The organism is Streptomyces sp. NPDC023541 (genome assembly GCF_055559995.1).
Genome location: NZ_JBVHJO010000001.1, coordinates 221,292 through 242,229, shown reverse-complemented (window position 1 = coordinate 242,229; position 20,938 = coordinate 221,292). Strand labels below are relative to the sequence as shown.

The 20,938-nt window shown below is 73.0% G+C and carries 19 protein-coding genes; 10 read left to right on the top strand and 9 right to left on the bottom strand.

All coding sequences use genetic code 11. The features are described from left to right. Positions 1–120 precede the first annotated feature (120 nt). The 4 genes from ACZ3X1_RS01180 (at position 121) to ACZ3X1_RS01165 (ending at position 4,676) form a co-directional block, all read left to right on the top strand. On the top strand, positions 121–2,253 hold the full coding sequence (locus ACZ3X1_RS01180; RefSeq protein WP_356814530.1) for a SpoIIE family protein phosphatase: 2,133 nt from the start codon (positions 121–123) through the stop codon (positions 2,251–2,253). A 43-nt stretch (positions 2,254–2,296) separates the two neighbouring features. After that, positions 2,297–3,526: a serine hydrolase domain-containing protein gene (locus tag ACZ3X1_RS01175; protein ID WP_467275454.1), complete on the top strand. Its 1,230-nt coding sequence runs from the start codon at positions 2,297–2,299 to the stop codon at positions 3,524–3,526. A 35-nt stretch (positions 3,527–3,561) separates the two neighbouring features. Next, positions 3,562–4,086 (top strand): GNAT family N-acetyltransferase, encoded by a 525-nt coding sequence (locus tag ACZ3X1_RS01170; RefSeq protein WP_467275452.1) that lies wholly within the window; start codon positions 3,562–3,564, stop codon positions 4,084–4,086. 191 nt (positions 4,087–4,277) lie between these two features. Then, positions 4,278–4,676 carry a Cif family virulence factor gene (locus ACZ3X1_RS01165; RefSeq protein WP_356814527.1) on the top strand — a complete coding sequence of 133 codons (399 nt, stop codon included), beginning with the start codon at positions 4,278–4,280 and terminating at the stop codon, positions 4,674–4,676. A gap of 12 nt (positions 4,677–4,688) precedes the next feature. Here ACZ3X1_RS01165 and ACZ3X1_RS01160 read toward each other — a convergent pair whose 3' ends face one another. After that, positions 4,689–4,979: an amidohydrolase family protein gene (locus ACZ3X1_RS01160; RefSeq protein ID WP_467275450.1), complete on the bottom strand. Its 291-nt coding sequence runs from the start codon at positions 4,977–4,979 to the stop codon at positions 4,689–4,691. Positions 4,980–5,414: 435 nt separating this feature from the next. On the opposite strand from ACZ3X1_RS01160, the gene ACZ3X1_RS01155 reads away from it, so the two are divergent. Further along, positions 5,415–6,305 (top strand): aminoglycoside phosphotransferase family protein, encoded by an 891-nt coding sequence (locus ACZ3X1_RS01155; protein WP_467276265.1) that lies wholly within the window; start codon positions 5,415–5,417, stop codon positions 6,303–6,305. Positions 6,306–6,347: 42 nt separating this feature from the next. Here ACZ3X1_RS01155 and ACZ3X1_RS01150 read toward each other — a convergent pair whose 3' ends face one another. Further along, positions 6,348–6,953 (bottom strand): sigma-70 family RNA polymerase sigma factor, encoded by a 606-nt coding sequence (locus ACZ3X1_RS01150; protein ID WP_467275448.1) that lies wholly within the window; start codon positions 6,951–6,953, stop codon positions 6,348–6,350. A 78-nt stretch (positions 6,954–7,031) separates the two neighbouring features. Between ACZ3X1_RS01150 and ACZ3X1_RS01145 the strand changes: the two genes are divergently transcribed. Continuing rightward, on the top strand, positions 7,032–7,865 hold the full coding sequence (locus ACZ3X1_RS01145) for an alpha/beta fold hydrolase (RefSeq protein WP_467275446.1): 834 nt from the start codon (positions 7,032–7,034) through the stop codon (positions 7,863–7,865). Between the two features lie 162 nt (positions 7,866–8,027). On the opposite strand, the gene ACZ3X1_RS01140 is transcribed toward ACZ3X1_RS01145, so the two are convergent. The 3 genes from ACZ3X1_RS01140 to ACZ3X1_RS01130 form a co-directional block, all read right to left on the bottom strand. Next, positions 8,028–9,212 (bottom strand): cytochrome P450, encoded by a 1,185-nt coding sequence (locus ACZ3X1_RS01140; RefSeq protein ID WP_467275444.1) that lies wholly within the window; start codon positions 9,210–9,212, stop codon positions 8,028–8,030. Beyond that, positions 9,202–9,909, bottom strand: coding sequence for a cyclodityrosine synthase (locus ACZ3X1_RS01135; protein WP_356814521.1), 708 nt, complete (start codon positions 9,907–9,909; stop codon positions 9,202–9,204). Before ACZ3X1_RS01135 ends, ACZ3X1_RS01140 begins: the two co-directional genes overlap by 11 nt. A 283-nt stretch (positions 9,910–10,192) precedes the next feature. Then, positions 10,193–11,161 carry an endonuclease/exonuclease/phosphatase family protein gene (locus tag ACZ3X1_RS01130; RefSeq protein ID WP_467275442.1) on the bottom strand — a complete coding sequence of 323 codons (969 nt, stop codon included), beginning with the start codon at positions 11,159–11,161 and terminating at the stop codon, positions 10,193–10,195. 252 nt (positions 11,162–11,413) lie between these two features. Between ACZ3X1_RS01130 and ACZ3X1_RS01125 the strand changes: the two genes are divergently transcribed. Further along, positions 11,414–12,358, top strand: coding sequence for a TAXI family TRAP transporter solute-binding subunit (locus ACZ3X1_RS01125; RefSeq protein WP_467275440.1), 945 nt, complete (start codon positions 11,414–11,416; stop codon positions 12,356–12,358). Here ACZ3X1_RS01125 and ACZ3X1_RS01120 read toward each other — a convergent pair. The 3 genes from ACZ3X1_RS01120 to ACZ3X1_RS01110 all read right to left on the bottom strand — a co-directional run bounded on the left by ACZ3X1_RS01120 (position 12,355) and on the right by ACZ3X1_RS01110 (position 15,945). Next, positions 12,355–13,773 carry a sensor histidine kinase gene (locus tag ACZ3X1_RS01120; protein ID WP_467275438.1) on the bottom strand — a complete coding sequence of 473 codons (1,419 nt, stop codon included), beginning with the start codon at positions 13,771–13,773 and terminating at the stop codon, positions 12,355–12,357. The genes ACZ3X1_RS01125 and ACZ3X1_RS01120 overlap by 4 nt on opposite strands. Next, entirely contained in the window at positions 13,770–14,447 is a 678-nt protein-coding gene (locus ACZ3X1_RS01115) for a response regulator transcription factor (RefSeq protein ID WP_467275436.1), read from the bottom strand. Before ACZ3X1_RS01115 ends, ACZ3X1_RS01120 begins: the two co-directional genes overlap by 4 nt. Before the next feature lie 64 nt (positions 14,448–14,511). After that, entirely contained in the window at positions 14,512–15,945 is a 1,434-nt protein-coding gene (locus tag ACZ3X1_RS01110; RefSeq protein ID WP_390074397.1) for an MFS transporter, read from the bottom strand. Positions 15,946–16,257: 312 nt separating this feature from the next. Between ACZ3X1_RS01110 and ACZ3X1_RS01105 the strand changes: the two genes are divergently transcribed. The 3 genes from ACZ3X1_RS01105 to ACZ3X1_RS01095 all read left to right on the top strand — a co-directional run bounded on the left by ACZ3X1_RS01105 (position 16,258) and on the right by ACZ3X1_RS01095 (position 18,510). Further along, a complete protein-coding gene (locus ACZ3X1_RS01105) occupies positions 16,258–17,598 on the top strand; it encodes a phytase (protein WP_467275434.1) in 1,341 nt (446 codons plus the stop codon). Positions 17,599–17,706: 108 nt separating this feature from the next. Then, positions 17,707–18,039 carry a hypothetical protein gene (locus ACZ3X1_RS01100; RefSeq protein ID WP_467275432.1) on the top strand — a complete coding sequence of 111 codons (333 nt, stop codon included), beginning with the start codon at positions 17,707–17,709 and terminating at the stop codon, positions 18,037–18,039. A gap of 75 nt (positions 18,040–18,114) precedes the next feature. Beyond that, positions 18,115–18,510: a PaaX family transcriptional regulator C-terminal domain-containing protein gene (locus ACZ3X1_RS01095; RefSeq protein ID WP_467275430.1), complete on the top strand. Its 396-nt coding sequence runs from the start codon at positions 18,115–18,117 to the stop codon at positions 18,508–18,510. 48 nt (positions 18,511–18,558) lie between these two features. Here ACZ3X1_RS01095 and katG read toward each other — a convergent pair whose 3' ends face one another. Then, positions 18,559–20,775 carry a catalase/peroxidase HPI gene (katG, locus tag ACZ3X1_RS01090; RefSeq protein WP_390074403.1) on the bottom strand — a complete coding sequence of 739 codons (2,217 nt, stop codon included), beginning with the start codon at positions 20,773–20,775 and terminating at the stop codon, positions 18,559–18,561. Positions 20,776–20,938 lie beyond the last annotated feature (163 nt).

Genomic DNA, 20,938 nt, shown 5'->3' with positions numbered 1-20,938 from the left:
TCGGGGGCACGATGAGAGGTAACCGTGCGCCCTGGACCGGCCCGGACCACCCCGAACGGGGGAGGAGCGGCCCGGGGCGGGTGGCCGCCGGGCCGACGGTGCCGGAAGGGAGCATCGCCGATGGGTGCGATCGACGGGTCGGGGGCCAACGGGAGGCGGCCCGCCGCGGCCGGACTCGCCCCGCCGAGCGGGCTGCTCGACGTCCTGAACGTCGCGGCCGTCGTCCTCGACGCCGAAGGCCGGGTAGCCCTGTGGAGCCCGCAGGCCGAGCAGCTGTTCGGCTGGACGGCGGCCGAGGCCCTGGGCCAGCCCGCCGCCCGGCTGCTCGCCGCCCCCCAGCACGTGGGCCTGGTGTCGGAGCTGTTCGCCCGGGTCATGGGCGGTGCCGGCGACTGGGCGGGCGCCTTCCCGGTGCGGCACAAGGACGGCAGCACACGCCTCGTGGAGTTCCGCAACATGCGGCTGCTCGACGAACGCGGAGACCTGTACGCCCTGGGCATCGCCACCGACCGCACCACGCTGCGGCAGCTGGAGCGGGACCTCGCCCTGTCCGCCCGCCTGGTGGCCCAGTCCCCGATCGGGCTCGCGGTCCTGGACACCGAGCTGCGCTACGTCCTGGTCAACCCCACGCTGGAGCGGATCAACGGGCTGCCCGCCTCCGAGCACATCGGCCGGGGGGTTCGGGAGGCGCTGTCCTTCCTCGACGACACGGAGGCCGCCGAATCGGCGATGCGCCAGGTCCTGGCCACCGGCACGCCGCTGCTGGAGCAGTTCACGGCCGGCCGCACCCACGGCGGGCACCGCGCCGAACACGCCTGGTCGGTGTCCTACTACCGGCTGGAGGACGCCACCGGCCGGGTCCTGGGCCTGGCCACCTCCGTGGTGGACGTCACCCAGAGTCACCAGGCGGCCCTGGAGATCGCCCGCAGCCGCCGCCGCCTCGCCCTGATCGCGGACGCCACCGTCCGTATCGGCACCACCCTGGACCTGGACCAGACCGCGCGCGAGCTCGCCGACGTCGTCGTGCCGGAGCTCGCGGACATCGCCGCCGTCGACATCCTCGACTCGGTCCTGGAAGGCCGGCCAACCCTGAGGTCCTCGGCCCACGAGCCCGCGGTGTTCCGCGCCCTCGCCGTCGCGGCCGCCTACCCGAGCGAGGCCGTCCGCGCCGCCGACCCGCCGGGGGACATCGCCCGCTACGCCGCGGACCGGCTGGTCACCCAGTCCGTGACGACCGGCCATCCCGTGCTCGTCGCGCACGTCCAGGCCCGGGACATCTCCCGGATCGCCCGTGACAGCAACGCCGCCTCCCTGCTGACCCGCGCGGGCCTGCGCTCCTACCTGGCCGTGCCGCTGATCGCGCGCGGCGAGGTCCTCGGCGCCCTCGACCTCAAACGCACCCGCAACCCGCTGCCCTTCAACGACGACGACATCGTGCTGGCCGGCGAACTGGCCGCACGGGCCGCCGTGTGCATCGACAACGCCCGCTGGTACCGCAACGCCCACCACACCGCCCTCGCGCTCCAGCACCACCTCCTGCCCCACCACCCGCCGACCACCCCCGGCCTGGAGGTCGCCTCGCGCTACCGGCCCGCCGCCGCCAGCAGCGAGATCGGCGGCGACTGGTTCGACGCCATCGCCGGACCGGACGACACCACCGTCCTCGTCATCGGGGACGTCATGGGCAGCGGCATCAACGCCGCCGCCAGCATGGGACAGTTGCGCACCGCGACCCGCACCCTCGCCGAACTCGCCCTGGACCCGCCCCAGGTGCTCCAGCAACTGGACCGCACCACGGCCGCCCTCGAGGAGACCATCGCCACCTGCGTCTACGTCGTCCACGACCCGCACCGGGCACAGTGCCGCATCGCCGTCGCCGGCCACCTCCCTCCCGTGCTCATCCGCTCCGGCCACGCACCCCGGCTGCTCGACCTGCCCACCGGCGCACCGCTGGGCGTGGGCGGCATCCCCTTCGAGGCCACCACCGTCGCCATGGCGCCGGGAGACCAACTGGTGCTCTACACCGACGGCTTGGTGGAGACCCGGGACCAGCCCATCGACGAACGGCTCGACCTCCTCCTGGACCTGCTCGCCGACACCGGCCGACCGCTGGAGGAGACCTGCGACCGGCTCCTGGACTCCCTGCGCCGCCCCGACGACCACGACGACGTCGCCCTGGTCATCGCCCGCGCCAGGTCCCTGACGCCGGGCGACGGCTCGCCTCGCGGCCCCGCCGGTACGGGCCTAGGCTGACCGTGCATGCCTTGCCCTGGTCCTCGTACCGAAGGAGGCATTGGTGAAAACGACGCACACACGGCTTCGCCGGGCCTGCGCGGCCACCGCCGCGGCGGGCCTGCTCCTCACCGGGGCCGTCACGGCCACCGCGTACGGCGCCCCCACCCCCGGACCGTCCGTTTCCGCCACCCCCTCCCCGGACACGGCCGGGGAGTTCAAGCAGCTCACCCCGGCCGTCGCGCTCCGACTCGACGCCGCCGTCCGACAGGTCATGCGCGAGGCGCAGGTCCCGGGCGTGATCGTGGGGCTGTGGGCACCCGGCAAGGGAAGCTATGTGAAGGCCTTCGGCGTCGCCGACAAGGCGACCGGCGCGCCCATGCGGACCGACTTCAACACGCGCATCGGCAGCCAGACCAAGACGTTCACGGTCACCGCCCTCCTCCAGCTGGTCGACCAGGGCAAGGCCGGCCTCGACGACCCGATCGGCGACTACATCTCCGGCGTGCCGAACGGCGACCGCATCACCCTGCGGGAACTGGCCGGCATGCGCAGCGGGCTGTTCAACTACAGCGAGGACCCGGACTTCGACAAGGCGTTCACCACCGACCCCGACCGCCGTTTCACCCCGCAGGAGTTGCTCGACTACTCCTTCAAACACCCGGTGCAGTTCGCGCCGAACGCGCAGTTCCAGTACTCCAACACCAACCTGGTCCTGCTCGGCCTGGTGATCGAGAAGATCACCGGCCGGCCGCTCGCCGAGGTCATCGACAAGAACGTCGTGGAACCGGCGGGCCTGGGCCGCACCTTCTTCCCGACCGGCGCCGAGTTCCCCCAGCCGCACGCGCAGGGCTACACCGACCAGACCGCCACCGGCAAGGTCGAGGTGGCGACCGACTGGGACCCGTCCTGGGCCTGGGCGGCCGGGGCGATGATCTCCGACCTGCAGAACCTGCGCAGCTGGGCGCGCACCCTCGCCACCGGCACGCTGCTGACGCCCGCGACACAGGCCCAGCGCCTGAAGACCACGTCGGTCGGCATCCCCGGCGCCGGCTACGGCCTGGGCCTCTTCAACGTCCAGGGCTGGATCGGCCACAACGGGTCGCTCCCGGGCTACGAGAGCCTCGGCGTCTACCTCCCGCAGGCGCAGGCGACCATGGTCGTCATCCTCAACACCGACATCCTGCACGACGGCCAGGAACCCAGCACGCTCTTCGGCGAGGCGATCACCAGCATTGTGACCCCCGGCAACGTCTACCCCGGTCACAAGCCGTCCGAGCCGAAAAGCGGCTGACCGGGTCGGATGATCCGACTGTTAGGGTCCGAGGTATGCCCGAGCTCATCGCCCCCACCCCCCGCCTGCACCGATCCTGGACCGCCGCGCAGGAGGAATGGGGGCCCGACGCCCACATGGACGGCGCGGGGCTCGGCTCCGAGGACGACGTCGACAGCCCCGAGGGCTTCGCCGCCTGGACGCAGAAGCTGCGCGGGTACGCGGACCGCTCGGTGCCGGTCGACCACGGCCGCGTCCACGCGACGTACTGGTGGATCGCCGAGGGCGACACCTACCTGGGCGCCATAGACCTGCGCCACTACCTCAACGGCTTCCTCCTCGACGCCGGCGGCCACATCGGCTACAGCATCCGGCCCTCGGCCCGCAGGCGGGGCCTCGCCACCTGGGCCCTGTCCGCGGTCCTCCACGAGGCGCGCGTCCTGGGAATGGACCGCGTCCTGCTGACCTGCGACCCGGGCAACGAAGGGTCCGTCCGCACCATCGAGCGCGGCGGCGGCGTGCTGGAGGACGTGCGCGAGACCCTGATCGGACCGAAGCGGCGCTACTGGATCACCCTCTGACCACCCCGGCCGGCCCGGGCGCACTGGCGGCCTGACCGTCCGGCGGCACGTGGGCGGCCCGTCGGCAGCACCGGCATCCCGGTGCGCTTCGGCCGACCCTGCGAGCCGTTGCCGCTCCCTGACGGCGCCGCCGCCCAGACCTGCTCCCCGGGCGATTGGCGACGGCGACCCGGCCACATAGTGTCGCGTCCATGTCCAAGGCCGAGATCGACAGGGTGACCGCCGAGTTCTTCGGGTCGTTCGACAACCGGGGCGGCAAGGCCGCCGACGTGGCCCGGATCCGCAGGCTCGCCCTGCCCGGCGCGGTGATCGTCATGACCGGCCCGCGGTTCACGGTCTACACCGTCGAGGAGTTCATCGAACCGCGCCGGGAACTGCTGGCCGGGGGCCGGCTGGTGGAGTTCTCCGAGTGGGAGACCTCCGAACGCACCGACATCTCGGGCGACATCGCCTCGAGGTTCGGGGAGTACCGCAAGTCGGGGGTGCTGGACGGCGAACCGTTCGAGGGCGGCGGCACCAAGACCATCCAGTTCGTACGCACCGCGGAGGGCTGGCGGATCGCGGCGTTCTCCTGGTACGACCGGCCCTGACCGGGCGGCCCGCTACACCCCGCCCTCCGCGCCGCCGCAGCAGCCGTCGCGGAGCATCTGGTGCGGCACCCCGCGCCAGTCGTCGGCCGCCGCGCCCGCCGGCGTCCCGTAGCCGGTGAAGGCCCGCTCCAGTACGGGGCGTTGGTGCAGGAACCCGCCGCGGAGGGTCGCGCGCACCCGGACCAGGTCCGCGAAGTCGGCGAAGGGATCGCCGTCGACGAGGGCAAGGTCGGCGATCCGCCCCGGTTCGACCGTGCCGAGCCGGTCCGCGACGCCGAAGACGCGGGCCGGAGTCCGGGTCACGGACCTCGGCGACGACCCGGTCCCCGCCCGCGGTGGCCGTCGCGGCGCCGTTGGCCGCACGGGTGAAGCGGAGTCCGACCGGGGCCGCGTCGGGCGCGGCCGCGCGGGCGTCCGCGGGGGAACGCCCCAGCAGTGCCGCAGCGGCGCCCGACGACGCCGCCTGGAGCACGGTTCTGCGCGCGACTCGCATTCCGACCACTCGCCTCACGTGTAGAGGCAACCGGTGGCGACGGCCCGGACGGCCCGTCCGCCTGTGAACGATCAAGACCCCTTCCGGGCAACGGCGCCACGAAGGGACCGGTCGGGACCCGCCGGGACCGCCGGGACGAGTCGGGACGGGTCGGGACGGGTCGGGACGGGCGGTGATCGGTCGGGGAAACCGTTTGACCCCGGCCGTTGCCGACGGGTCGGATGACCGTCGTGAGCACAGGACAGATGCACCCCGGGCAGTACCCCGTCGACGAACACCTCGTACGGCGGCTGCTCGCCGGGCAGTTTCCGCAGTGGGCGGGGTTGAGGGTGGAGAGGTTCCCGTCCGGCGGCACGGTCAACGCCATGTACCGGCTCGGCGAGGACATGGTCGTACGGCTGCCGCTGTACGAGGGCGGGGCCGAGGACGTGGTGACGGAACGGGACTGGCTGCCCCGCCTCGCTCCCCGGCTGCCGACGGCCGTCCCGCAGGTGCTGGGCGACGGCGAGCCGGCGGAGGGGTATCCCTGGCGGTGGTCGGTCTGCCGGTGGCTGGCGGGGGAGAACCCGGAGGCGGGGGCGCTGGGCGAGCCCGCCGCCCAGGACCTGGCGCGGGATCTGGCCGCCTTCGTCGCGGCGATGCGGAGCATCACCCTGCCCGGGGCGCCCCTGGCCCACCGCGGCGGGCCGGTCGCCTCGCTGGACGAGTCGACCCGGGCGGCGATCGGGGAGCTGCGGCTGGTCCCGGAGGAGGGCGTCGACTGCGATGCCGTGACGGCCGTATGGGAGGACGCGTTGCGGGTCCCGGAGTGGGGCGGGCCGCCGGTGTGGCTGCACGGCGACCTGATGCCGGGCAACGTCCTGGTGGACGGCGGCAGGCTGACCTCGGTCATCGACTTCGGCTGCACGGGGGTGGGGGACCCGGCGTGCGACCTGTTCCCGGCGTGGAACCTGCTGCCCGCCGCTGCGCGAGGGGTGTTCCGCGAAGCGCTCGGCGTGGACGACGCGACCTGGATCCGCGGCCGGGGACGGACGCTCTCCCAGGCCGTGATCGCCCTGCCCTATTACCGGACGACGAATCCGGCGATGGCGCGCAACGCCCGGCACGTGATCCGGGAGGTCCTGGCGGAGGGCTGACGGGCGGGGTCGGCCGGGCGGGGGAGGGGCGGTCGCGTGCTCTCAGGCGCCGCCCCTGAGGCGGTCGCGCTGGAGCTGGCGGGCGACGGCCCGGCGTACCGACGCCGGGGCCGACCCGGGGGCGGCCGGCTCCGGGCCGACGTCGAGGCCGCGGCTGATCTCGTCGTACGCGGCCCGGAAGGCGGCGGGCAGCTCCGCGGCGCCCAGCCGGAGATCCTCTTCGAGGAGGCGCCGCAGCTCGTCGGAGCTCTCCGGCGTGAACCGCTTCCGCCCCCTGGCGAGCGCGCCGACGAAGCGCGTACAGCGTGCGGCGTCCAGGGTCTCGGCGACCTCCTCCGCCAGCGCCCACAGGCGCCCTTCGAGCCATGCGGCGTCGGGCTGGTCGAGGGCGAGTCCCAGGTCCGGCGCCGGTCCGTCGGCCGCGAACCGCGAGATCTGCTTGGACACGGCGGGTTGGCTCATGTCCGCGATGCGGGCGATCTTGTCCTGCGTCCAGCCGAAGCCGGCGAACAGTTTGATCATCTCGGTGCGCAGCCTGCGCATCTCCTCACCCGCGCGGATGACCTCGTTCATCCCGGCGAGCATCCGCGCCGCCTGTTCCTCGGTCAGGGCCCCCGGCCCGTGCCGTACTCCGTCTTCCGCGTTCACAACCCGGTTATACACCCGAAGCGCACGCCTGCCATAACCAGGTTGTACAACCTGGTTATGGATGTCAGGATCCGCGTCATGCCGACATCCGCGTTCACCGCACCTGACGGAACCCTCCTCGCCTACCGCACCCACGGCAGCGGCGAGCCGCTCCTCTGCGTCCCCGGCGGACCCGCGGACTCCGCCTACCTCGGCGACCTCGGCGGCCTGTCCGCCCACCGCCGCCTGGTCGTCCTGGACCTGCGCGGCACCGGCCGCTCCGCGGTCCCGCGGGACACCTCGTCCTACCGCAGCGACCGTCTCGTCGACGACATCGAGGCCCTGCGCGAGCATCTCGGCCTCGGCCGGATCGATCTGCTCGCCCACTCGGCCGGGGCCAACCCCGCGACGCAGTACGCGGCCCGGCACCCCGACCGCGTCGGCAGGCTCGCCCTGATCGCACCCGGCACCCGCGCCGTCGGAACGGTGATCACGGGGGGCACCCGGCGGGAACTCGCCCGTCTGCGCGCGCACGAACCGTGGTTCCCGGCGGCGTTCGCCGCGCTGGAGGACCTCATCGAGGGCACCGGCGGCGACCGCGACGCCATCGCCCCCTTCTTCTACGGCCGTTGGGACGCCGAAGCGCGGCGCCACCACGCGGCGGGCCGCCCGGACAATCCGGCGGCCGTCGCCCACTTCGGAGCCGAGGGCGCCTTCGACCCGGGAGCCACCCGCGGCGGTCTCGCGGCCCTGCGCGCCCCGGCCCTCCTGCTCGCCGGCGAGTTCGACCTGAACAGCCCGCCCCGGACGGTCGCCGAGTGCGCGGAGCTGTTCCCCAACGCCACGCTCGTCGTGCAGCCGGGAGCGGGCCACTACCCCTGGCTCGACGACGCCGGCCGGTTCGTGGCGGCCACCGCGGCGTTCCTGGGGTGAGCCCGCCGGCGGCGCGCGCAGCGCCCCAGCCCGCCGCCGCCGTCGGCCGAGCCGCCCGTACGCTGCCGCCCGTACGCCCCCCGTACGCACGGCGACGGCCCCGGCCGGATTCCCCCCGGCCGGGGCCGTCTTCAACGTGCGGGCGCGCCGCCGCCGGCGCCGCTACCAGAGGACGGGGAGCCGCTCCGGCAGACGCTTCATGAAACGGGTGCGCCAGACGAGCTGGTCGAACGGCACGGCCAGCCGCAGGTCGGGCATCTTCTCCAGCAGTACCTCGATGGCGATCTCCGTGTGCCGCTTGCCGAGGGCGGTCGCCGGGCAGTAGTGCGGTCCGCCGCCGAAGGACAGGTGCGTACCCGCGTTCGCCCGGTCGATGTCGAAGACGTGCGGGTCGGTGTAGACGGCCGGGTCGGTGTTGGCGGCCTCGACCAGGACGAGCAGCAGCTCGCCCTTCTTGACCTCGACGTCGCCGAGGGTGACGTCCTCCAGCGCGAGCCGCGGCAGGCCGTCGGCGATCGACAGGTTGACCCGCAGGAGCTCGTCCACGGCGGACGGGATCTTCTCCGGGGACGTGCGCAGCTGCTCCCACACGTCGGGGTTCTGCAGGAGCGAGACGATCGCCATGGTCAGGAAGCCCATGGTCGAGATGACTCCCGCGCCGAACAGCGTGACGCCGACGGTTGCCAGCATCTCGTCCGTCAGGTGCGCGTAGTCGGGGTCCTCGCGCAGCGCGGCGAGTTCGGCCATCAGCCCGACGGTGGCCGGGTCGTCGAGGCGCTCCACCATGTAGGCCATGTCGCGGTCCCAGTTGAGCTTGGCGCCCGTGACGGGGCAGGCAGAGTTCATGAACGCGATGTCCAGGCTGGCGGCCAGGCGCGGGGCGTCGGCCTCCGGGATGCCGAGGATGCGGCAGTGGAGGTTCTCCGCGTACGGGTTGGTGAACGCGCCGCGCAGGTCGACCGGCGCACCGCTGCGCAGGATGTCGTCGACGAGGGTGTTCGCCTGGTCGCGCATCCAGCCCGTGAGGTTGTCGGTCTTCGGGTTGATCGCCTTGAGCACGGCCTTGCGCAGGCCGGCGCCGGTGATGTTGCCCATGTTGTTGACGACCTCGGGCGGGATCGTCAGGGCGTACTGACGGGGCACGCCGGGGGCGGAGGTGTCCTTCAGACTGAACCGCGGGTCTTCGAGGACCTGCTTGCAGAGCGAATAGGACGAGACGAGCCACGCTTCGTCGCCGGCTATCGTGCGGACGCGCTTGACCGGCTCGTCCCGCAACTGTTCGACTTCAGCGGGAAGTTGGTCGCCGCGTGCGGAGAACGGGAAGTCGAGGAGGGTGTCAGCGGTCATCGGAGTCTCCTTCGGCGGGGGTGATGATGGCGTGGCCCTGGTTGCGTGAGGCACGAAGCCCCGAGCCGCGCGAGTAGAGCAGTTCCGCCATGGGCAGGAGCTGGTGGTAGCAGTTCAGGGAGGACGGCACGCCCAGGATGGCTGGCGTGTCCAGGAACAGCGGCGCCTCGGCGCAGACGTATTCCAGGCAGACCTCGCGCTGACGGGTGGTGGCTGCCTTGCCGTTCAGCACCTTCGAGGAAAGGAACGCGTCGACGAGGGAGTTGCAGGTCTCGCGGAACTCCGGGTCGATGTCGAGCAGGTTGTTCAGGTGGTTGTGGAGCGTCCGGTACGCCGGGATGTCGGTGAGGGACGACATCGGACGGGCCCGGAGGCGGGTGCCGGTGGGGTCGGCTTCGGCGGCGGCGTTGTTGACCTTGGCGCGGACGCCGCGCAGGTTCTTCACCGCCTTGCGGCGTGCTTCGTCCTCGCCGTATCCGAGGGCCTCGTACATCTCCGCAACGTGCATGTCGGTGTAAATGAGGTCGACCTGCGCGAAGTTGCGCAAGCCCCACTGGGCGAGGTCGTTGACCCGCTGGGCCGAGAAGTAGCTGTTGCCCGGCGAGATGCCGATGACGGCGTGATCACCTTCGTCGTTGATCACCTGGCAGTGCGGGGTGTACGGACGGACTGTGAAGACTTCGGTTGCTGTCGTCAACAGGGGTCGGGTCCTTTGCGCCGCAAGTCCCGTGGGGCCCTGTGCCCCGGGTGTGGCGGCGACGTGATGGAAGGTACCCGAACTCTGAGCGACGTTCCATGTCTTCTGGGTAGTAACTCATCTGGCGGACAGAGCAGTTGACCAGGGCATCCTTCCTCGCCCCGGGCGGGCGGCCCGATGCCGGCGACCTGCTGCTTGTCCGATCCGGTCGCCTCGGGCGTCTCCTTGGACGGCTGGGCTCCGTTCCGTACCCCGAAGTGTTCATCAGGACTTGACCCGGGGCTCAGTATTCGAGTTCCGCGAGGACCGGTGCGTGGTCCGACGGACTGTCGTGCGCGGCGGCCGGACGCGCCTCTTCCACGGTCGGCAGCCGCTCGGGTCCTGTGAAGACCTTCTCCACACGGTCCAACACGCCCCGGCTCACGAGGATGTGGTCGATGAGTTCCTTCTGGCCCTCGAAGATCCGGGAGAACCCGCCCTTCTCAAGGATGTGCGGAGCGAGGTTCCACAGCCGTCTCGGGTCCCCGAGGTCGGTGTCCCTGAAGCCCCCGGTCCCGATCTGGGAGCCGGGCGGCCCGTACAGGATCTGCGTGGTGGCGGCCTCGAACGCGTCGTTGAGGTCCCCCATCACGATCACCTCGTGCGCGGCGCCGTCGCCTTGGAGCAGCCGGTCGGCCATGGCGCGGAGGGTGACGGCCTCCGCCGCCCGCCGGTACAGGGCGTACGCGGCGTAGCGGGCGCGCAGTTCCTCGTCGTCGGTGCTGTGCCGGTTGCCGGGGAAGGTCAGCAGCTTCGACTTCAGGTGGCAGACGACCACGTCGACGCTCTGCCCGGCCGCCGGACTCCACCGCACGGCCAGCGCCCCGCGGCCCATCCGCCTGATGGTGGTCCCGTCGTCCTCGACCTGGACCCGGGGCAGGTGCTCCGGGAAGGCGGTGCGGTCCTCGGTGACGGTGAGCGGCCGGCGGCTGAGGAAACCGACCCGGATGCCGCGGCGGTCGGCGTGCTTCGACAGGGCGGTGTGCCACTCGCCGTCCAGCCGCTCCACCAGGTCGGCCAGCGCCTCGGGAGCGCCCACCTCCTGCACGCCGAGCAGATCGGGCGCGAGGTGGCCGACGGTGGCGGACAGACCCTCCAGCTTCGCCTCGTACGCGGCCCGGTCCTTGGCGGCGCACCTGCCGGAGGGCGGGCTGCCGGGGGCGAGGGGGCGGCAGAGGTTCTCCACGTTCCACGTACCGATGACCACACCCACAGCGGCTCCCGCCCTCCTCGACCAGGTCCCCCGTCCCCGCCAGTCTTCCGGCCGCCTCGGCGGCAGGCGGGCAAGCGACCGGGACTCGCTCACGTGTTCACCCGATCGCCGCGCCGACGCGGCCGGCCGTCCGGCCCCGGGTCGAGGAGGCGTCGGCGTGGTGACAGTGCACTGGCTCGATGCAAGGGGTGAATCGTGTGCCGCATCATGGTGAGCCCGGGTCATCCCCGACGAGACCTCCGGAGGCCGGCAGTGGAAGGACCGTCGCGCCGCGCCGTGCTGGGCGCCGGGCTCGGTGCCGTCGCGGCGCCGCTCGGCGGATGCTCCGGGGCCACGGGCCCCCTGCGGCGGCTGCGGCTCGCGACGGGCCCCGAGGGCGGCCCGTACAACGCCTTCGGGAAGGCCCTGGCGATCGCCGTCGGCGCGAGCGGTCTGCCGCTGGAGATCGTCCCCGTGAGCACCGCGGCGAGTGTGAACAACCTGCGCGGCCTCGACGAGGGCTCCGCGGAGCTGGCCCTGGCCATGGCGGACACCGCCGAGGACGCGGTGCTCGGGCGCGACACCTTCACCAGGCCGGCCGCCGTGACGGCACTGGCCCGCGTCTACGTCAACTACACGCACCTCGTCGTCCCGGCGGACGGGCCGGTGCGCGCGGTGACGGACCTGGCCGGACGTCCGGTCGCGGCCGGTGCCACGGGATCGGGCGTCCGGGTGGTGGCCCAGCGGGTCCTGCGGGCGGCCGGACCGGCCGACGAGCGGCCACTGGGCCTCGCCGCGTCGGTGACGGCCCTGCGCGAGGGCACGGTCGACGCGCTGTTCTGGTCCGGCGGCGTGCCCACACCGGCGCTGGCCGCGCTGGCGCGCGAGCTGCCCCTGCGGTTCCTCCCGCTGGACGCCTACGTGGCCCCGCTGCGGGAGCGCTACGCCCCCGTCTACACGGCGGTGACCCTGCCCGCCGGGGTCTACGGGCTGCGGGAACCGGTGGGCACCATCGGCGTCGGCAACTACCTCCTGGCCCGCACCGATGTGGACGCGGGCGTCGTACGGGGCCTGCTGCGGGTCGTCTTCGACCAGTGGCGCGACCTCCTGCGGGAGGTGACGGCGGGCGCCCGCCTGGAGCCCCGCTTCGCCATCTCGACCGGCCAGGTCCCCCTCCACCCCGGCGCGGCCGCGTACTACCGCTCGGTCTACGGCTAGGCCGTGTCTCGCGGAGGCGGGAGGCGGACTTGCGCGACCAGGCCGTGCGGGGTGTTGGCGGCGAGGTCGAGGCCGCCGCCGCTGATGCGGGCGATCTCGTCGGCAATGGCCAGGCCCAGACCGCTGCCGGGGACGTTCTGGTGTCCGGGCGCGCGGGTGAAGCGCCGCAGCAGCATCCCGAGCTGCTCCTGCGGCACGCCCGGGCCGTCGTCCGCGACCCGGATGGCGGTGCTCCCGTCCGACGCGCGCGAGGCGCCCACCTCGACCCGGCCGCCGCACGGCACGAACTTGACCGCGTTGTCCAGGAGCGCGTCCAGGATGCGGCCGGCCGCGTCGGGCAGGGCGCGGGCCCACAGGCCCTCCGGGACACCGTCGGCCGTCAGTTCCAGCCCCGCCGCGTGGAAGACCGGGGTCCATGCCGTCACCCGGTCCCGTACCGCCCGTGACACGTCCTGCCGGGTCGGTTCGGCCGTGCCGGATTCGACGCGCGCCAGGGCCAGGAGACCGTCGAGGAGCTCCTCCAGGCGTTCCGCCTCGTCCAGGGCGCGGGCGTGTTCGGCGAGGCCGGGCCCGGGGGCGACGTGCGGTTCGACGTTCTCCAACTGCAGCACCAGGGTGGCCAGGGGATTGCGCAGCTGGTGGGAGGCATCCGCGACGAAGTCGCGCTGGCGGCCGATGGAGTCGGCCACGGCCTCCGCCATGGTGTTGAAGTGCTGCCGCAGCCGGCGCAGTTCGGGCGGACCGGTGTCCGAGCCGGCGCGGGCCTGGAGGCTGCCGGCCGCCAGCCGTTCCACCGCCCGGTCCAGATCCAGGACCGGCCGCATCAGCCAGCGGGCGATCCCCGCGGCGACCAGGGCGGCCGCCGCGAAGGAGGCGAGCGCCCCGGCGGCGATGAGCGACCAGCGGACCGTGACGTCCCGGCGTGCGGCGTCGGTGGGGACCGCCAGCAGGACCGCCCCGCTGACCCGCTCGTCGCGGCCCACCGGCTCGGCGAGCACGACACTGTCCGGCCCCCAGGGGCGCAACGTCGGCAGCCGGTCGGTCGAGCGGCCGGTGAGGGCGCGGCCGCGGGCCTCCGCCGCCCCTCTCCCGTCCGCGCCTGTCCGGTCCGCGCCTGTCCGGTCCGCGCCGGGGCCGGTCCCGGCCCGCAGCAGCGTCGCGCCCGCCGTGTCGACGACCGCCACGCCCGCCCCGTACAGATCGGCGTACCGACCGATCTCGGCCGCCAGTTCGGCCCGGTCGGCCTCGGTACGCATCCGCTCGGCGAGATCGGCGAAGCGCACGGCCTCCGAGCGCCGCTGCAGCAGCAGGTGCTCGGTCCGCCCGCGCGCGTACCCCTCGGCCAGGGGGAGGCACAGGAGCAGCGCCGCCACCCCCATGAGCACCGTCAGCACGGCGAGGAGCCTGCGCCTCACCGCTCCCCGCCGAGCTGGTACCCGTACCCGCGGACGGTGCGCACCAGCCCGGAGCGGCCGGTCTTGGCGCGGATGCCCGCCACGTGGACGTCCAGCGACCGCGAGGCGGCGAGGAAGGCGTCGCCCCAGATCCGGTCCAGGATCTCCTCGCGGGAGTGCACCTCCTCCGGCCGGGCGGCGAGGAAGGCGAGGACGTCGAACTCCCGCCGCGTCAGACGTACCTCGACACCCGCGACGGTGACCGTACGGCCCGCCGGGTCCACCTCGACGTCCCCTCGGCGCACGGCCGCCGCCGCAGCCGGAGCGGTGCGGTCGGCGTGTGCGTCCGTACGACGCCGTACGGTGTCGATGCGGGCCATCAGCTCGGCCATCCGGAACGGCTTGACGACGTAGTCGTCGGCGCCCGCCCGCAGCCCCTGCACGATGTCGCGCTCCTCGCAGCGCGCGGTCACCACGATCAGCGGCACGCCGCAAACGGTCCGCAGCCGCCGCAGCAGCTCAATCCCGTCCAGGTCGGGCAGCCCCAGATCGAGCAGCACGAATTCCGCCTCGCGGGTGTGGCGCAGCGCGTCCTGGGCCCGCGCGACCCGGCGGACGGTGTGCCCGCGCTGGGCGAGGGCGGTGCCCAGCGCCCGGGCCATCCTGTCGTCGTCCTCGACGAGGAGCGCGTGCATGGGGTGCCTCCTCGCGGCGGGGCGTGCGGCCCGCGCGGCCGCCGCCCCAGGCTACCGCCGCCTCTCAGCGGACGGGCTCGACGGGAGCCGCTGCCGTATCCCCCCGGCCGGCAGCGCGATCGGCGTCCGCCCCGCCGTCCGCACCGGCCTCCGCGCGGCTGAGGGCCGCGTCGCGGGTGTCCGGCATCAGCACGTAGGTCACGAGGGAGATCAGCGCGCAGCCGGAGACGTACCAGAAGAACATGGTCTCGTGACCACTGTTCTTGAACCAGAGGGCCACGTACTCGGCCGTGCCGCCGAAGAGCGCGTTGGCGATGGCGTACGGCAGTGCCACGCCCAGGGCGCGCACCCTGGTGGGGAACAGTTCGGCCTTGACCGCCGCGTTGATGGACGTGTAGCCGGTGATGATCACCAGGGCGAGCAGGGACAGGCCGAGCGCGGACCAGTACGAGGACGCCGAGCCCAGGGCGGTCATGATCGGATACGTGCCGAGGGTGCATCCCACCGCGAAGGTGATCAGCAGCGGGCGGCGGCCGATCCGGTCGGACAGCATGCCGGCGAAGGGCTGGAGCACGGCGAAGAGGGTCAGTGCGGTGAAGCTGACCAGGGTGGCCGTCGTCTTCGGCATGCCCGCGCTGCCGACCAGGTACTTGGTCAGGTAGGTGGTGTAGGTGTAGTAGGCCACGGTGCCGCCGAGGGTGAGGGCCATGACGAGGCCGGCCTGCCGCCGGTAGTGCCACAGGGCCCGCAGCGTGCCGCGCGTGCTGTCGTCGTGCGCGTCCTCTCCGGACGCAGCCTCCTCCTTGAAGGCGTCGGTCTCCTGGAGCCGGCGCCGCAGCCAGAAGACGACCACCGCGAACAACGCCCCGAGCACGAAGGGGATCCGCCACCCCCAGCTCTCCAACTGCGCGGTGGTGAGGGTGTGCTGCATCGTGATCAGGATGCCCAGGCCCAGCAGCTGGCCGCAGGTCATCGAGACGTACTGGAAGGACGAGCCGAGGCCGCGCCGGTTGCGGGCCGAGGCCTCGGTCAGGTAGGTGGCGCTGGCGGCGTACTCGCCCCCGATGCTCATCCCCTGGAGCAGGCGGGCCAGCAGCAGCACCAGCGCGCCGAAGTAGCCGGCCTGGCCGTAGGTCGGGGCCACGGCGATGAGCAGCGCGGCGACGGACATCATGGTGACGGTGAGCGTGAGCGCGCTCTTGCGTCCGTGCCGGTCGGCGGCGCGGCCGAGGATCCAGCCGCCCACGGGGCGCATCAGGAAGCCGACGGCGAAGATCCCCGCCGTGTTCATCAGCTGCGTGGTCGGGTTGTCGCCGGGGAAGAAGGAGTCGGCGAAGTAGATGGCGAAGCTGGCGTAGACGAACCAGTCGTACCACTCGACGAGATTGCCGAGCGATCCGCCGACCAGTGCCAGACGGCGCTTCGCGCGCTCGTCTCCGGGCGGCGGGGCGGGGGTCCGACCGGGCTGGGATCCGGGCGCGACGGCGGACGGGGACATGGCGGCTCCAGAGGGAAGTCCCTGAGGGGAGAGAGGGCACTGGCCCCGGCGACGGGGGAGTGTCCAGAGCATGCGGGCGTCGTCGGACCCGGACAAGCTCCGCCGCGCAGATCTAACGTTCCGCTAAGGAAGCGGGCCGGTACGGGATTTCACGGCGCGCTCATGTCCACGTCATGTCCGCTCCATGGTCCTCACCCGCGGAGGGCCCACGGTGGGGGCGGCCCGTCCGCGGAGCACCCGTGGGACCCGACTCCGCGGCCGGCCGCACCCCGTGACCCCCGTGACCCCGTGACCCCCTCACCAGGAGGCAAGATGACCGCGATCTCGAGAAGGCGGGCGACGGCCGTCGGCGTGGCCGCCGTCGTGGCCCTGGGCGTGATCGCCGTGCCGGCGCACGCCGGCGGGGACCGCGGCGCCCCGCCCTCACTGCCCCACGTGCCCGCCTCCGTCGAGACGCCCTCCCTCTTCGACGACGAGGCCGGCGGCAACGCCAACGCGGACGACCCCGCGATCTGGCGCAACGGCAAGGACCCCGACCGCAGCCTGGTCATCGCCACCGCCAAGGAGGGCGGGCTGCGCGTGTACGACCTGGACGGGCGCCAGGTGCAGTCGCTGCCCGCCCCGCCGCCGCCCCGGGAGGGGGGCGCCCCCGGCCGGTTCAACAACGTCGACCTCATCGCCGGACTCCGCTTCCCCGACGGCCCCCACGACGTGGCCGTGGTCTCCGACCGGGGCCGCGACCAGCTGCGCGTCTTCCGGATCGACGCCCGGCGGGCCGGCGCGCCCCTGGTCGACGTCACGGACGAGACCGCGGCCCCGCTCGTCTTCTCGACCGGTCCGGACGAGGTCGCCGACCAGCGGACCGCCTACGGCCTGGCCGCCCACACCGACCGCCGCAGCGGCCGCTCGTTCGCGGTCACCAGCCGGCGCCACGAAACCGCGCTCGCCCTGGCCGAACTCCTGCCCACCGCGCAGGGGAAGGTCGGCTACCGCACCGTCCGCACCACCTCGCTGCCCGCCGCCTTCCCGCTGCCCGACGGCAAGACCTGGACGCCCTGCGGCGAACCGGGCGAGCTGCCCCAGGTCGAGGGGATGGTCATCGATCCCGACACCGGAGACCTGTACGCGGGCCAGGAGGACGTCGGCATCTGGAAGCTCGACGCCGACCTGCGTTCGCCCGCCCGGCTGATCGAGAAGGTCCGCTCCTTCGGAGTGCCCGGCACCTGGAACCCGCAGACCGAGGAATGCGACGCGGGCGCCGACCCCGGCTACGGCGGCCGGCACCTCACCGCCGACGTGGAGGGCCTGACCATCTGGCGCGATCCCGAACACCCGCGCCGCGGCGGCTACCTGCTCGCCTCCAGCCAGGGCGACGACACCTTCGCCGTCTTCGACCGCGAGCGCGGTGACGCCTACGTCCGCGGCTTCCGCATCACCGCGGGCGGCGGGGCCGCAGCGCCCGACGGCTCGCAGGAGTGCGACGGCGCCGCCGTCACGAGCGCCCCGCTGGGCAGGAGGTTCCCCCACGGCCTCCTCGTCGTCCAGGACGGGGCCAACACCCCCGCGGGCACCGGCCCCGACGGGGAGGCCCGTACCGACACCGACTTCAAGTTCGTGGACCTGGGCCGCGTCCGGCGCGCCGTACGCCTGTGACCGGGGCCGGGCGGCCGCGCGGAACCGCGGCGGCCCGGCTCGGTAGGCTCGCCACCGCACCCGACGGAAGGTGATCATGGCGGACAGGGTCCGCTCAGGCCCAGCTCGTTGATCAACACGGTCTACGGGGCGTTCCTGCGACGCCTCGGCGGCTGGATCTCCGTGGCCGACCTGCTGACCCTGATGGCGGAACTGGACGTCGACGGACCGGCCGCCCGCTCGGCGATCTCCCGCCTCAAGAAGAAGGGCGTCCTCGAAGCGGAGCGCCGCGGCGCCACCGGCTACCGGCTCAGCCCGGCCGCGCACCCCGTCTTCGACGAGGGCGACCGGCGCGTCTTCGGCAGCCTGGAACCGGCGAAGCTCAGCGACGGCTGGGCGATGGCCGTCTTCTCGGTGCCGAATCCGAGCGGTCGTACCGCTACCAGCTGCGCACCCGTCTGACGTGGCTGGGCTTCGGCAACATCGCCCCCGGAGTGTGGCTGGCGCCCGCCCGCGCTCCTCGACGACGCCCGCGACATGCTCGTACGGCTCGGCCTCAGCGCGTACGTGCACCTGTTCGCCGCCGACCACGCCGCGTTCAGCGACCTGCCCGCGACGGTCAGCTCCTGGTGGGACTTCCCCGCGATCGAGGAGCAGTACGCCGGGTTCACCGAAGCGTACGGACCCGTCGCCGCGGCCCTGGCACAGCGCGGCGACATCGAGAGCACCGAGGCGTTCCGCCACTACGTCCCGATGCTCACGCAGTGGCGCCGCCTGCCCTACCCCGACCCCGGTCTGCCCGCCGAACTGCTCCCTGCCGACTGGAACGCGGTGGCCGCGCGCCAGATCTTCCAGCAGCTCAACGACGTACTGGCCGCTCCCGCACCGCGGCACGTCCAAGAGGTCACCGGCCTGCCGGAGGAGACGGCCTAGGAGCGATCGGGGCCGGCCGGCACAGCCCGGCCGGCCCCGACTGCGACATCAGGCGAGGTCGAACCGGTCGAGGTTCATCACCTTGTCCCACGCGGCGACGAAGTCCCGGGCGAACTTCTCCTTCGCGTCGTCGCTCGCGTAGACCTCCGCCAGCGCCCGCAGCTCGGAGTTGGAGCCGAAGACCAGGTCGGCACGGGTGCCGGTCCACTTGACCTCGCCGGTGGCGGTGTCACGGCCCTCGAAGGTGTTGGCGTCCCCGCCCGCCGACGTCCAGGTCGTGCCCAGGTCCAGGAGGTTGACGAAGAAGTCGTTCGTCAGCGTGCCCGGGCGGTCCGTGAATACGCCGTGCGCGGTGTCGGCGTGGTTGGCGCCGAGGACGCGCAGACCGCCGACGAGGACGGTCAGCTCGGGCGCGCTCAGGCCCAGCAGGTTCGCCCGGTCGAGCAGCAGGTACTCGGCGGGCAGGCGGTTGCCCTTGCCGAGGTAGTTGCGGAAGCCGTCGGCGGTGGGCTCCAGCGCGGCGAAGGACTCGGCGTCCGTGTGCTCCTCGGTGGCGTCCACCCGGCCCGGGGTGAAGGGCACCACGATGTCGTGGCCGGCGTCCCGGGCGGCCTTCTCCACGGCGGCGGCGCCGCCGAGGACGATCAGGTCGGCCAGGGAGACCTGCTTGGCGCCGGAGTTGAACTCCGACCGGACGCTCTCCAGGACCCGCAGGACCTGCGCCAGCTCGTCGGGCTCGTTGACCTCCCAGCCGGCCTGCGGCTGGAGGCGTACGCGCGCGCCGTTGGCGCCGCCGCGCTTGTCGCTGTTGCGGAAGGTGGAGGCCGACGCCCACGCGGTGGAGACCAGCTGGGAGACGGTGAGGCCGGAGGCGAGCACCGCGTCCTTGAGGGCGGCGGTGTCGGCGGCGTCCAGGGGCTCGCCCTGGGCCGCGGGCAGCGGGTCCTGCCACAGCAGGGTCTCCGCCGGGACCTCGGGGCCGAGGTAGAGCGACTTCGGGCCCATGTCACGGTGGGTCAGCTTGTACCAGGCGCGGGCGAAGGCATCGGCGAACTCCGCGGGGTTCTCGTAGAACCGGCGCGAGATCTGCTCGTAGACCGGGTCGAAGCGCAGCGACAGGTCGGTGGTGAGCATGGTCGGAAGGTGCTTCTTCGACGCGTCGTGGGCGTCGGGGATGATCGCCTCCGCATTCTTCGCCACCCACTGGTGGGCGCCGGCCGGGCTCGCCGTCAGCTCGTACTCGTACTCGAAGAGGTTCTTGAAGAAGCCGTTGCTCCACTGGGTCGGCGTGGTGGTCCAGGTGACCTCCAGACCGCTGGTGATCGCGTCAGCGCCCTTGCCGGTGCCGAAGGAGTTGGCCCAGCCCAGGCCCTGCGCCTCGATGGGGGCGGCCTCGGGGTCGTCGCCGACATGGTCCGCCGGGCCGGCGCCGTGGGTCTTGCCGAAGGTGTGGCCCCCCGCGATCAGGGCCACCGTCTCCTCGTCGTTCATCGCCATCCGGCGGAAGGTCTCGCGGATGTCGCGGGCCGCGGCGATCGGGTCCGGGTTGCCGTTGGGGCCCTCGGGGTTGACGTAGATCAGACCCATCTGGACGGCGCCGAGGGGGTTCTCCAGCTCACGGTCACCGGTGTAGCGCTGGTCGTCGAGCCAGGTGGTCTCGGGACCCCAGTACACGTCCTCGTCCGGCTCCCAGACATCGGCGCGGCCGCCCGCGAAGCCGAAGGTCTCGAAGCCCATCTGCTCCAGCGCCACGTTGCCGGCGAGGATCATCAGGTCGGCCCACGACAGGCTCTGGCCGTACTTCTTCTTGACCGGCCACAGCAGGCGGCGGGCCTTGTCCAGGTTGCCGTTGTCCGGCCAGCTGTTGAGGGGCGCGAAGCGCTGCTGGCCCGCACCGGCGCCGCCGCGTCCGTCACTGATCCGGTAGGTGCCGGCGCTGTGCCACGCCATGCGGACCATCAACGGGCCGTAGTGGCCGAAGTCGGCGGGCCACCAATCCTGGGAGGTCGTCAGGACCTCAGCGATGTCCTGCTTCACCGCGGGCAGGTCGAGGGCCTGGAACGCCGCCGCGTAGTTGAACTCCTCGCCCAGCGGGTTGGCCACCGCGGGGTTCTTGGCCAGGATCTTCAGGTTCAGCCGTTCGGGCCACCACTGGCGGTTTCCGCCGCCCTGGGTGGGGTGCGCGGCCCGCTCGTGCGCCACGGGACAGCCGCCCCCGCCCTGCGCCTTGTCGTCCGTGACGATCGCGTCGTGGTTCTCAGACATGGGAATCCTTCCGTACCAGGGAGATCGCGGTGCCTAGATCGCCGTCCCGTACTCCCGCCGTTCGGGAGTCTTCCTACCTCTTGGTTATGAACGGAACCGATCCTACGATGGACCCAATCCAAGTCAAGATGAGTACCAAGCCCATATTCGATCGGATCCCGCA

What these genes read in the sequence shown, in the direction of transcription:
- ACZ3X1_RS01180 (WP_356814530.1), top strand. Translation starts at nt 121, where the DNA reads ATGGGTGCGATCGACGGGTCGGGGGCCAACGGGAGGCGGCCCGCCGCG.
- ACZ3X1_RS01170 (WP_467275452.1), top strand. Translation starts at nt 3,562, where the DNA reads ATGCCCGAGCTCATCGCCCCCACCCCCCGCCTGCACCGATCCTGGACC.
- ACZ3X1_RS01165 (WP_356814527.1), top strand. Translation starts at nt 4,278, where the DNA reads ATGTCCAAGGCCGAGATCGACAGGGTGACCGCCGAGTTCTTCGGGTCG.
- ACZ3X1_RS01155 (WP_467276265.1), top strand. Translation starts at nt 5,415, where the DNA reads ATGCACCCCGGGCAGTACCCCGTCGACGAACACCTCGTACGGCGGCTG.
- ACZ3X1_RS01145 (WP_467275446.1), top strand. Translation starts at nt 7,032, where the DNA reads ATGCCGACATCCGCGTTCACCGCACCTGACGGAACCCTCCTCGCCTAC.
- ACZ3X1_RS01140 (WP_467275444.1), bottom strand. Translation starts at nt 9,212, where the DNA reads ATGACCGCTGACACCCTCCTCGACTTCCCGTTCTCCGCACGCGGCGAC.
- ACZ3X1_RS01115 (WP_467275436.1), bottom strand. Translation starts at nt 14,447, where the DNA reads ATGCACGCGCTCCTCGTCGAGGACGACGACAGGATGGCCCGGGCGCTG.
- ACZ3X1_RS01110 (WP_390074397.1), bottom strand. Translation starts at nt 15,945, where the DNA reads ATGTCCCCGTCCGCCGTCGCGCCCGGATCCCAGCCCGGTCGGACCCCC.
- ACZ3X1_RS01105 (WP_467275434.1), top strand. Translation starts at nt 16,258, where the DNA reads ATGACCGCGATCTCGAGAAGGCGGGCGACGGCCGTCGGCGTGGCCGCC.
- ACZ3X1_RS01095 (WP_467275430.1), top strand. Translation starts at nt 18,115, where the DNA reads ATGCTCGTACGGCTCGGCCTCAGCGCGTACGTGCACCTGTTCGCCGCC.
- katG (WP_390074403.1), bottom strand. Translation starts at nt 20,775, where the DNA reads ATGTCTGAGAACCACGACGCGATCGTCACGGACGACAAGGCGCAGGGC.